This is a genomic window from Dyadobacter sp. (assembly GCF_017744695.1).
Taxonomy (GTDB): Bacteria; Bacteroidota; Bacteroidia; order Cytophagales; family Spirosomataceae; genus Dyadobacter.
The window spans coordinates 1377235-1389672 of the sequence record NZ_JAGIAS010000001.1 but is presented as its reverse complement, the minus strand read 5'-3'; the positions used below and the strand labels follow the sequence as shown (position 1 = coordinate 1389672).

Sequence of the window (12438 nt, the reverse complement as noted above, 5' to 3'; positions counted from 1 at the left end):
ACGCGGCCCGGCCTGCGCGGCCCGGCCTGCGCGGCTCGGCCAACGTGGCCGGGCCTCTGCGGCGTGCAATAGTTATTTAAGGTCGATGTCTGTTTGGGTAGTAATGAAACCCGTTGGTTTGATTACGGTGATGTGGATTTGTTTATCAAACCCGCGGATAGGGATCACTAAATCCTTGCTTTCTCCGGGGTTCAGGTCCGGTAATGCGATGTTCGTATCACCTGCTTTCAGAGTATAGCCTTTCAACGACCGGGCCGGAAAGTCTCCGCGGGAGGTAATTTTCAGGGTTAACTGGTGAATGCCCAGCTCGCCTGTCTGAAAGCTTGTTTTTTCAATAACAACCGGCGAAAATTCTTTTTGGTGAACCGGGTAGGCCAGCCTTGGCGAGCGATCCGGCCCTACAATGCCCCACGGACGGAAGCCATTCACGTTGGTACCGAACAACTTGCTGCGGTAGTCGTTATAAGTCCACCACGACGCACCGGCTACAAATGGTCGTTTCCGTATTTCCACTATCACATCACTCAGATGTTGCGCCTGGCCAACCTCGCCGCCCTTTCCGTCGGAACGTGTGCCCCATTCGCTGATGAAGACCGGTTTGTCTGGATACAGCTTGTGGATGTGGTCCAGCGATTTGGCATGACCGCCGTAAGTGTTGGTTGAAACAAAATCGACATACTGACTGGCCTCGTCGTCCGGCTTCTCCGGCAATGTGTTCAGGAGCATACTTGCGAACGTGTACAGGCGCGTGGGGTCGAGCTCGCGTGCGTAGGCGATCATATCTTTGGTCCACCGCTGGCCGCTGGCAACGGTCGACCCATATTCATTACCAACGCTGTATGCGATCACGCTCGGGTGATTCCAGTCGCGCTCGGCCATTTCGCGGAACTGCGACCGGAACTTGACGCGCATCGAATCATTGTCCATTTGTTTCGGGGTGAGCTGCCAGTTGCCGGCCTCGGTGATGATCAGCATGCCGTAGCGGTCGGCGAGGTCGTAGAAGTATTCGGAGGGAGTGTAATGCGTAAGGCGCTGGAATTCCATACCGGCCTCCTTCATCAGGCGGAAATCCTTCTCGACCAGCCAATCCGGCTCGAGTGAGCCCATGCCGGGATAATCGATCACCCGGTTGCCCCCGCCGGCTTTGACCGGTTTTCCATTCAAAAGAATTTGTGCGCCGTTTACTTCAATTTTCCTGATCCCGAAGTTCGAAGCCAGCGTATCTGCACCAACCACTGTTTTCAGTTCGTATAAATTGGGTTGGTCCAAATCCCAGAGCTTCACCTGCGCTGCGGTCAGTGCCGCTTCCGCCTCGAGTATGGCCGTTTGTCCCACCGGAATGCTTTCCGTTTTCGTTTTCCAGCGGAGTGTCAACGGTTTTTTATCCTGCAAAACCGTCATATCGATTTTGGGAGATAATGCCGTGGATGATGCATTCCGCACCCTGATTTTAGCCTTGACAACCGCCGTACCTTTCGCCAGATCGGGCGTTGTCTCGATTTTTACATTTTCCGTATAAACCTCCGGCTCGATCGTGAGGTAAACCGGACGGATAATACCGCCATAATTCACCCAGGCAGGGTAGCCGTCGTTGATATTGCCGCCGTCTTTGAGGCCAGGAATCGTATTTGTTTTCCAGGTATCGTTATTCACAGCCACTACCAGCAGGTTGTTGCCGGCCCTCAATTGTTCCGTCACATCGAAGCTGAACGGGGTGTACCCGCCCTCATGTACCCCGATTTTCTGGCCGTTCAACCACAAATCGGTTTTGTAAAAAACTGCATCAAAATGCAGGATTACGCGCTTACCGGTGGTTTTTTTCCAGGCGAAATTCTTGAGGTACCAGGCAGTACCGGTGTAAAACTCGTAGCGGGGATCCGTCGAAAAACAATGCGGGACGGTAACCTTGTCCTGGCGGTTCTCTTTCGCAAAATCTTCCCTGTACCACTGGCCGGCGATGCCTGCTCCCGCCGGATCGAGCAGGAACCACCATTCGCCGTGCAGCGGTATTGCATCTGCCTGCCGGATATGGTAAGAGGCCGCACCCGGTTGGGCCGCACTCGGCTGGGCCGCACCCGGCTGGGCCGTGAGTTTCGAACAGGTTATTGACAGTAATATGGAGAAGGTAAAAAGGGTTAATCGTTTCATTATGTGATGTCGTTCAGTTGCGGTTTTGTTTTATGGGAGGTTGATTTTTCTTCGGGTCGGATTGCCGTTTATATTGCTGTTTCATGCCTGACGGCATTTTTATCGTCTGTTTAAATTCCATATTGCTACCAATATTGTGTCCCTAGCGGGACTTGCTTTTACTTTACACTGCTTTTGAACTTCAATTTTCTATCGCCCTAATCCCGTCAGGGATGTAATATTGGTAGTATCATACCGATCGCATTTGCCCAAAATGCCGTCAGGCATGTAACAACCAAAACTAAGCTGCGACGCGCGGCTCATCCTGCTCCGCTAACACCGCCTTCCGAGCCGCCGAAAAAGGTATCGCAGCGGAAATCAGTACGACGGTCGCGACACCAGCCGTCACCAGTGTTCCATTGGTTGTCAAAAAGCTCAGAATAAACAGCATTACCGCCGTAAACAGCAGCGCCCCGGCGATGACCTGCAAGCCAAAACGGTTCTGTTTTTTTATCTCAAATGCTTCTTCCGGATTTGCATTTTCAGCTACTTGTTTACGCTGGTCTTTGGAAAGCATGTAAATGGTGTATTCATCCGCAATCACATTTCTGGAACGGGCCCAAAGCTCATAAGCAAGCAACAGCAACAACGGCAGGCCGACGCCAACAATCGTTTCCATACCGCGCGAGAGCTTGAAGTCGAGCAGGAGCGGGGCGAGAGTCTTGAAAAACAGATTGACACATAGCCCGATCCCGGTAATCCAAAGCGTAGTCTTACCATTCAGCCTCCTGGAAAACAGCGCCCAGAGTGGCGGCGCAAGTAACGGGCCGCCGGAAATGGCCGAAATACTGAGTACCACTTCCACAATGCCGCCGGCTGCCGGTACCAGCAATGCGATGCCGATCATGCCTAGTCCGAAAAACCATGACGAACCTCGGGCCACGCGTATGAGCTGGCGGTCGGACGCGGCCGGGTTGACCATCCCTTTGTAAATGTCATTGGTGAAAACGGCCGATACCACGTTCAATGCGGTGTTGGCACTGGCGGATGTGGAGAAGTACATACCCGTGAGCATCAGGCCGAGCAGGCCGGGAGGCAAGACGAGCTTGCAAATCATCAGGTAGGCATTTTCGGTGTCCAGACCGGTCAATGCAGGGTTGATTGCCTTGTAAATCATCGGTGGGAACATCCATATCACCGGGCTGATGAGGTATAAGCCCGCAAAAAGGAATGCTACCTTTTTGGCCGACTTCTCACTGTCGACGCTCGTATACCGTTGCACCATCGTCCAGTTACCGCCGATGTAGCAGATGTGATAGATCACGAATGCAGCCACGAAGCCGAGCGTGTACTCGCCATTGAGCAGGTTGAAAAAATCGTCGGGAATATTGCTTGTAAACCCTTCCCAGCCGCCGACTTTATCGAATGAAAGCGGCAGCAGAATGAATACTGCGGCCGACAGCACCACAAATTGCAGAATATCCGTTACCATCACCGCCCAAAGCCCTCCGACAGCCGTGTAGGCGATCATGAAGAGTCCGAGGCCAATCGTGCAGGGGACCAGCGGCAAATCCAGCGAGGCACTCACCAGCTTTGCCACCGGGTACAACACCGAACCTTTGATAAACACCGAAACCAGCGTAAAAATGAATATGTAGGTTTTCTGGACCGTTAGCCCCAGGCGCTCGCGGATGAATTCGGCGGCCGTTAAAGCACCTGTCCGTTTCCAGCGTGGGGCAAGGTAAACGGCGGTGATCAGCGCGCCGATGCACATCGTCCATTGAATGGTAATGGCCACCCAGCCGTGTTTGTAGGCAATGGAGCCCCACGCTACAAATGTACCGGCGGAAAAGAAGCTCATAAACAGCGATAACCCGCCTATAAACCAGGGCACGGCCTCTCCCCCCGCGAAAAAGGACTTAAGGTTACGCCCCGTTCGGGCAAAAAGCATCCCTATGCCCATCACGAATGCGGAGAATACGAGAATGACGATCGTGTCGGTGGTATTGTTCATAAAAATGTTGTAAATGCTGTAAGCTGTATGCTGTAAGCTATAAGCTATATGCCATAAGCTTTATTTTCCTGTTTATCGAATGACTTAAAGCTTATAGCCTACGGCTTATAGCTTATTACCAGCGTTCTGCTTCCGAATGCCGGCAGTTTGATATTTGAAATAGCGGCTTTCTGATTTGTTTCGGCCCATTTCAGGGTCGCCGGTGCATTCGTTTCGGATACTTTGCTATGGTCGATTTTTAGATTGAAGGCCGTCGGCTGGGGGCTGTTGTTGAGCAGCGTCACGTAGTAAGTGTTTTGGCTGGTCGATTTCGAAACAATCGGGTCGATGGATGGGCTGTCGGCCACTGCGAAGCCTTCTTTGATAATCAGGTTTGCCTTGTCGCCGAAAACATCGCCCGGCGCAAAGCCGTAGGTCTGGTGCGGGCCTACCTTGGGTGTCACAAAGCCGCGGGGGAAAGTGACTTTGCCGTTGGATCGCAACGCAGCTTCCGAGAGCAGGTAATCGGTGATCCAGCCGATTTGCCACCAGGCGTGGTGCGGGTATGGACCGGCGCCGCGGTTCATGGCATTCCAGTAATACGACGCGACGCTGGTTTTGCTGTCCACGAAGGCATCGCGGCCAATAGCTGCCGCGCGGGCCATATCGGCAAAAAACAGGTCTCCCGTAAGCTGGTAAATTCGGATAAACATCCCGGCATGGCTTGCCAGCTGAATAGGGCCGTGCCGAGTGGCCGAACCGAAAATGCCGCCGTGCTCAAAGCTGAGGCCAGTTTGACTGATCTCCCAATCTTCGCGGGCAATGCCGTTCACGGTTTTGGGGGTGTGGTCGGCAATAGGGTGCGTGTAAATGGACGAAGTATAAATCTTCGCGCAGGTGATGGCGGCATCCTGGTACTTTTTGTTTTGGGTTAAATCAAACAAATCCAGCAATGCCTGTGCCGACTGGCCGGTGGCAAAGTCGGGAGCATAGCGCGCGTCGCCGCATACGCCCAGGAAGGCGCCTGTTTCTACGGCATTTTTGAGAAACCATTCGGCCCCTTTTTCGGCGGCTTTCAGGTATTTTCCGTCTTTCAAAATACGGTGCGCGACGATGAGACCATAAAACGTAGGCCGCACATCCTGAATATCCTTGAAAATTTCTTCCTCGGTTTTGCGGTCGTAGGCCACGGCGAAGCTGCCGTCCTGGCGCTGCCAGCTCAGCAGTTTTTCGGCCCCGATTCGCAGCCGCTCCTTCAATTCCGCATTATCCGGTTCGAAAAGCAGCATATTGCCCACGTCCAGCATTACATAGTACGTCAATGCGATAGGTTCAACCACCTCGCCCCATTCTTCGACGAACTTCTTTTTCTTGGCTAAATAATACTGGCCTTCGACGGCCCCTTTGAAAAAGCCCTCGTCGGTTTGCTGCTGCACCAGTTTGAAGTTTTCGGCAGGGGGCAGCACTTTTTGGGTCAGCTCCGGATCTTTGGTAGCATTGGCGAGCATCCACATGGCGCCGTAATCCGAGTTCTTCATGGCATCCTTATCCGAGCCCACCACGCCGCCGAGGTACGACTGTGCCCCGATTTGCTTGCCTTTGAACTCCTCGATATTCCAGAGGGAAGTCTTCGGGTCGGTGAGGTAATGGTGCATTTTCTCAATGCGGTCGGTCAATGCCTGCTTACTCTGGCGAAGGGCGAGTGTTTCGCGGAATTTGTAAATATCGATCGCGGCATGCTTGGTAGCCTGGAACCAGTCGCCCGCAATGAGGCTGTAACGGAAAGAGTAGGAGATCGACTGACCTGCATCCATTTCCGATTTTTCTTCTCCCAAAACAGGATAATATAAAGTGGGCGAAAGCTGCGCCTTGCGGTTCATATGGGAGATGCCCAGGTGCCAATCGATCTGTGTAATCTGGTCCTTCGCCCACGGGTCACGCGCGAGGCCGGGCTCGGGAACGACCGACAGCGTAAATCCATTCTTACTGCTCATCAGCGGGCTCAGCGTAGAAGCGCACCGCTCGCGGTAAACCACGGGGCGGTCGGGGATACCGTGGCCGTAGGCATAGGCCAAGGCAAAGTTCTTTTGCATAAAATTCCCCTGGAAATAACCTGGCACCGACACCCAGCTCGTTTGCTCTACCGGTAATACGGCCAATGTAGGTGTCGCCAGCGAAAAAAAGCCCTTTTTCTTGGCATTCAGGGTCATCGTTACCAGGATGTCGTTTGGGAAACGGGGATCGAACTTCCAATGCGAGGTGACGGTCGCTACATCGGTTTCGGATTTGAATTCCAATCCCTGATCTTTCGCTTCACCTGTTTGCGGGTAGAAATGAAAGGCTTGTCCGGCCGTGTTGAGCGCCACGCCGGTGGTACTCTCTTTCCATTGGGTTTGCTGGTAATGGTAGGCGTCCTCCGGGAATTTTCCACCCGTGATTTTCTCAAAAGTTTCGGCAGATTCGGTCGAAGGCTTGGTTTCGGAATACAACAACGTGTACTCGCCGGAAGGAGGAATGGTCTTCGCCCAGCGGTCGTTTTGCCTGATCGAAACTTCTTCGATCTTTAATGCCCCATCGATTTGACGCCATTGTATGCGGATCGCGTTGTTAGCCAACGACTTCACCACTGTCCTTTGGGCAGTGGCGTGCAAAACAGTCATAACGCTGAGTAAAATCGGGAGTAGTAGGGTTATTCGTTTCATTTTTCCTGGATAAATTCTTTGATACCGTCGGTCGCATAGGACATCAAATGCCCTTCCTCATTGGTGTAAAGCATATATGCGTCGATATCTTTCCGGTTTTTCAAAAAGGTTTTGGTCGCTTCGAGGCCCATCACGAAGAAGGCGGTGTCGAAGCCGTCGGCGGTTATGGCGTCTTTAGCGAATACGGTCACGCTCAGCAGAAAGGTTTGCTCTATAGAGCCGGTACGCCGGTCGCTTGGACGTGGGTCGCCCGGATGTGGGTCGCCCGGACGCGGGTCGATAATGTGGTTATAGGTGATGCCGTTACGGGTAATGTGGTTATGGTAGTTGCCGGCGGTAGTCATGGCGCGGTTGGTGAGCGTTGCTGTGGCCGCGAGTGCCTGAGGCTTCAATGGGTTTTCGATGCCGGTTACCCAGCCGTTGCCACCGTTTTTAGTGCCCGAACAAATTACTTCCCCGCCGATTTCCACCATAAAGCGATCGATGCTGCGGCTTTTCAGAAATGCCCCGACAATATCCACAGAGTGCCCCTGGGCAATGCCGTTGAAATCCAGCTTCACGCCCGGACGACTTCTGACTTCCTTTTGATTGAATTCAATTTGTTTAAAACCAATGAATTGCAGTAATGAATCGACGTTCACTTGCTCCGGATCGACATTCTTTTTATTCCCGAAACCATAAGCCTCCGAAAGCGGCATAATGGTCGGGTCAAAGGCTCCGTCCGTCGCTTCATGGATTTCTTTTGATTTAACCAAAACCTCATAAAACCATGGCGACCTGAAAGTATGATGCGAAGTACGATTGAATGCAGAAAGCTCGGAATCGGGTCGGTAGAGTGACAGGCACAGGTCAAAATCGGCTAGAATGGAATCGATGGAATGCTTGAAATTGCGGTTATGTGCGTCGAAATACCGAATGTGATAGGTAGTGCCCTGCGCCTCGCCATTAATGGAAATCATCGCAGTATCGCCCACCTGGGCTGCCATTGTTACCAACGGCAGCGTCAGGAGAAGCGTGGATATTACTCCGGCAATATGTATCACAAGGTTTTTCAATGTAAAATCAGGGTTGGGGAGCGAGCGTTTCTCCTTTCAGAATGCCGGTCAGCTCGGGTAGGTGGTCTTTGTACACGCCGCGCGGGCTGGTTTTGTATTTGGCTGCGATGTACGAGGCAAATCCTACGACCTCGCCCATCATCCCGCATGTACGCATCACGCGGGTGCTCCCGAACGCCACGTGCGTGGTGCTGATGTTGCGCCCGGCCATGAACAGGTTCTGGATGTTTTTGGAATACAAACAACGATATGGAATCGTGTAAGGGGCCACTTTGATGTGCTTGGTACCGGCGAAAAATTCCTGTCCTTCAAAGTACTTGCTGTTTTTGGCATCTGGGAAATGCAGGTCGATGGTCCAGGTGGCTGTTACCGAGCCGTCGGGGTAGAACTTGCCTTCCTGAATGTCCATCTGGTTCAGCACATAATCACCGATAATGCGGCGCGATTCGCGTTTGCCACCGATGTAGGCTACCCAGGCCAGCTCCTTTTTACCATATTTGGCGGCTTTGTTCTTTTTCAAATACGACCAGTTACCGTAAATGGCGCGGAGGTTATGGTCGCGGATCTGTTCGGCCTGGGTAATGGTGTTGAAATTCCCGAAACCGGTTTCCCATTGCCAGTCGGATTTGGGCTCATCAATATGGTATTCATCCGAGAACTGCATCGCCCAGGGCGTTTCGGGGAAGGACGAAACGGTATCGCGGTCCACTGAAGCCCAGAGATTGGAAGTACCCAATGTAAAATCGTCGCTTTTGTCCGCCGCCAGCGACTCGCCGGTTTCAGCTTTGCTCTCGCGGCCCATGCGGAACTCCGCGCCGGCCAGGAAGCCTACCGTGCCGTCACCCGTGCAATCCGAGAAGAAGGAGCCTGAGAAACGGCGCTCCTGGTTGGTGGCAATGTCACGACCGACCACTGCCGTAATAATGTCGTTCTCTTTTTCAACTTTAAAAACGTGGGTATTCAGGAAGAGGGAAATGTTCTTTTCGGCTTTCACGATCGAGATTTTGCGGGCGTCGCCATATTCTTTGGCATCCGGGTTACCATTGCCGGGATCACCGTTATCCATTTCCCGCACAATGCGACCGAGTTTCGGATAATGGTTTTTGTCCACATCGCCCATTAAATGCACACGCACTTCGGAGCTGTTGTTACCGCCAAGTACCGGGCGGTCCTGGATCAATGCCACAGTAAGGCCCATCCGTGCCGCAGAAATGGCCGCGCAGGTACCGGCGATGCCGCCGCCCACCACCACGAGGTCGTACCGGCCTGCTTCCTGGGGTTTTTCGGTCAGGTTAAGGAGCTTTCTGCGGAATGCCGTTAGTGCTTCCAGTTCATTGGGCGGGGTGAATTTCAGATCGTCGGTGAAAAGCAATGCATCGCAGCGGCCGTTGAAGCCGGTAAGGTCCTTCAATGCGAGTTTTGCAGCCGTATTTTTAATGTCGATCACGCCGCCGTCATACCATTTCCAGGCATCCGAGCCGCTTTCACCGAAAGTCTGTCCCACGGATTTGCCATCCACCAGCACCTGAAACTTGCCCGGTCCTTTCGGAAAGGGCGCCCAGTCCCTGGTGCGTACCCACAAATGGTACTTGCCGGTTTTAGGGAATTGAACAGTCGTAGTAGCATCCTTCACCGGCCGTCCCATCCCATGTGCCATGATATAGGACGAGTTCATCACCACAAAAGATTGCTGGTCGATCACCCAGCCGCCTTTGTCCTCAAAAGATTCTGTCTCGACAAAAACATGATTTTGAGCCATTGCCGGAAACATCAAAATCATTAACACAAATAGCCCAAACAACTTTCTAAAATCCCCGGGTTGAAACCCGGGGCAAGGGGATTTTTTTGCCTCCGGCAATATTGTCTTTGGCAACATTGCCGGAGGCAATATTGAATCTATTGCCCCGGACTTTAGTCCGGGGATATGGGGGATGTTCATGGTTTTTGCAGGATGTTTTGGATCAGTAAAGTTTGTTCTTCATTGGCATTGGGCAGGCTGGTTTGCAGGCTTGCTGCCAGGGGTTTGGAAATGGGGATTTTGCTGGTATTTAGTTTTTTCAGGATGGCTATTTGTATTGCATAGCCTGTTTTCTGATAGGTTTCCCAAAGCCAGTTCTGTCTTTGCTCTGTTTTAAAAAAATCATTTCCCACATGCTGCAAGGCATATTTGGCAATGAAGCCGTTCTTTCCGGCAATGATCGCCTCGATGTCTTTTTCAAATGGCTTCTTCACCGTGCCGCCGGTATCCATCACTTTCGCCATTGCCCAGTATTGGTAGTAATGGTTTTTGCTTTCCAGAAACCGGTGCAGCAATGCGTCATTGGAATAGGTCTCGATGATCTTCTGCATTTCCGGCACCGCTTTACCGTAAGCAATGTGCCACAGCGTGTAGCACGTGTAAACTGCCCCGTCGATGACCTGGTTTTTAATGGTTTTCAAAGTAGCGCCTGCTTTTGCATCGACGGAATCCGTCAGGTTATCCGTGCCTTTGGTAATCAGGTCTTCCATTTTGAGGTCGGCGAAAATGGAGTTGTTCTGCGCGAGGATATCCTGCAATTTCTGGTAATCCTCTTCTTTGAACTCGTCGTGATCAACCTTGGTGAGTACCTTGCCTTCGGGCAGGTCGTAGCGTTCGTAGTTGCCCAGCAAGTCCCAATAGAAATTGATATACACAGGCTTGCATTCGTTGGTGTAGCAAACCGGCGTAAAAATGTTCCTGAAAAAATACTGGGGCTGACCCTTTTCGTCGAGCGCGAGTTTCAGGGTGTAGGTTAGGGTATCGTTCTCAGTGATTTTGTATTCACGGATGCGTCCTTCCCGGGTTGGGGAGGCGCAGCAGAGCGAAAACAAAAGCATTAGTTGAATCATCGTTTTACCTGGTCGTTCGGGTTTTAGGAGGCCCCTCCGGGGCCCGGCGGAAGTTGAAATCCGCCGGTTGCTATAAACAGGCTGCCTCTCCGAGGCATTCAGGACAATGACGATCCCGGAGGGACATCCTGCTTATAGCGAGTATGTAACATTTATAAACATCCGGGCTCCGGCAGGAGCCTCCTTAGGCACCTCGCTATTTCCACTCAGGATTCTGTTCCAGCTTCGGATTGGCATTGATTTCGTCCTGCGGAATAGGGAAATACTTGTTTTTGGCGGTTACGTTGCGGGTCGGGTACACATCATTCACGGCCTTTGGGATCACCGTCAGGAATTTGCCGGTGCGGGTGAGGTCATACCAGCGGTCACCCTCAGCGAAAAACTCCCACGCGCGCTCCTGCAAAACCGCGTCGACGAATGCGTCTTTGGTAAGGCCGGTTTTCAGGTCAGCCAGTCCCGCGCGTTTTCTTATTGGGTTGATAAAATCATAAGCTATCGCCGTGGCACCATTCAGCCGTGCCTCGGCTTCGGCTGCGATCAGGTACATGTCGGGGAGCCGGAAGATCGGAATGTTCGGGATTAGTCCGACCGTTGAAACAGGGTCCTGGTACTTCTTGATCAGCACACCTTTGGTCGTAATAGGGGTGATGCTTTTCTGAGGTACAATGGTGCCGGCTTTGTTTACATAGTTTGTATCCAGCAGGGTACGCCGCTTATCCGTAGGGTCAAATGAGTCGAAGAATGCCTGATAAGCAAACATAGACCCGAACGAAGTGCGGGCAAATTCGGGGCCGGCGCTACCCGGAGGACCGCAGAGGCCGGTAAGCTGGTGGCCCAGTCCCGGAGAAACAGGGTCGGCTTCATACGCCCACATGTTTTCTATGCGGGCAGCATCTTCCTTATCATATTTGTAAACATCACGTACATCCGGCATTAGCGTGTATTTGCCGGAGTTAATTACATCCTTGGCTTTTTCCAGTGCTTTGGCCCAGTCCTCGTTATAAAGGGCGGCCTTCGCGTACAATGCGCTCACAACCTCCTTGGCAACACGTCCCTTATCTACATTGGGGTATGACGGCAGGCCCGCCGCCAATGCCTGGTCGAGGTCGGCGTAAATCTGCTTGTAAACATCGGCTTTTGAACTTTTGGCCGTCAGCGCTTCCTCCGCTGTGTAGCTTGGCGTGATTTTAACCGGAACATCGCCGAAATTCTTGGTGAGGAACCAGTGGTAAAATGCCCTCAGGTAATATGCTTCACCGATGATCTGCTTTCTGCGGGTTTCGTCCATATTCGCGCCGGGTACTTTGGCGATTACCCAGTTAGCCTTTTCGATACCGTTGTAGCACGATGCCCATATCTGCTGGGGCGATTCGTTGGTACGCGCATTACTTTTTTGCGTGGTGTAATTCACATCGTAGGTGAACAGCGTCAACGTGTTGCGTCCAACCACCCCGCGCGGGTAGGTCTGGTCGTCGCTGAAATCGGCGATCAACGTCAACGCAGGTCCACCGCCAAGGCCGCCCAATGCGCCGTAAACGGAAACCAGCCCTTTTTCAGCATCGGCAGCTGTTTTGTAAAAATCTTCCGTGTAAATGGAAGAATAAATCGTTTCGTCCAGCTGGCAGGAAGGAGCGAGCAGCGCTACGCCGGCAGCGCTGAGGTATGACGTTATTTTTAGTAGCTTTTTCATATT

The 12438-nt window shown here is 52.3% G+C and carries 7 protein-coding genes; all 7 read right to left on the bottom strand.

The window, feature by feature from the left end; genetic code table 11:
- Positions 1–72: 72 nt before the first annotated feature.
- On the bottom strand, positions 73–2148 hold the full coding sequence (locus J7619_RS05315; protein WP_291195119.1) for a glycoside hydrolase family 2 protein: 2076 nt from the start codon (positions 2146–2148) through the stop codon (positions 73–75).
- Positions 2149–2428: 280 nt separating this feature from the next.
- Positions 2429–4141: a sodium:solute symporter family protein gene (locus tag J7619_RS05310; protein WP_291195116.1), complete on the bottom strand. Its 1713-nt coding sequence runs from the start codon at positions 4139–4141 to the stop codon at positions 2429–2431.
- A 98-nt stretch (positions 4142–4239) separates the two neighbouring features.
- Positions 4240–6822, bottom strand: coding sequence for a glycerophosphoryl diester phosphodiesterase (locus J7619_RS05305; protein ID WP_291195113.1), 2583 nt, complete (start codon positions 6820–6822; stop codon positions 4240–4242).
- Positions 6819–7877, bottom strand: a complete 1059-nt coding sequence (locus J7619_RS05300) for an FAD:protein FMN transferase (RefSeq protein ID WP_291195110.1) — start codon at positions 7875–7877, stop codon at positions 6819–6821. The genes J7619_RS05305 and J7619_RS05300 overlap by 4 nt, the downstream gene beginning before the upstream one ends.
- A 7-nt stretch (positions 7878–7884) precedes the next feature.
- Positions 7885–9636 (bottom strand): FAD-dependent oxidoreductase, encoded by a 1752-nt coding sequence (locus tag J7619_RS05295; RefSeq protein WP_291195107.1) that lies wholly within the window; start codon positions 9634–9636, stop codon positions 7885–7887.
- 176 nt (positions 9637–9812) lie between these two features.
- A complete protein-coding gene (locus tag J7619_RS05290) occupies positions 9813–10745 on the bottom strand; it encodes a hypothetical protein (protein ID WP_291195104.1) in 933 nt (310 codons plus the stop codon).
- A gap of 196 nt (positions 10746–10941) precedes the next feature.
- Positions 10942–12435, bottom strand: coding sequence for a RagB/SusD family nutrient uptake outer membrane protein (locus J7619_RS05285; RefSeq protein ID WP_291195101.1), 1494 nt, complete (start codon positions 12433–12435; stop codon positions 10942–10944).
- Positions 12436–12438 lie beyond the last annotated feature (3 nt).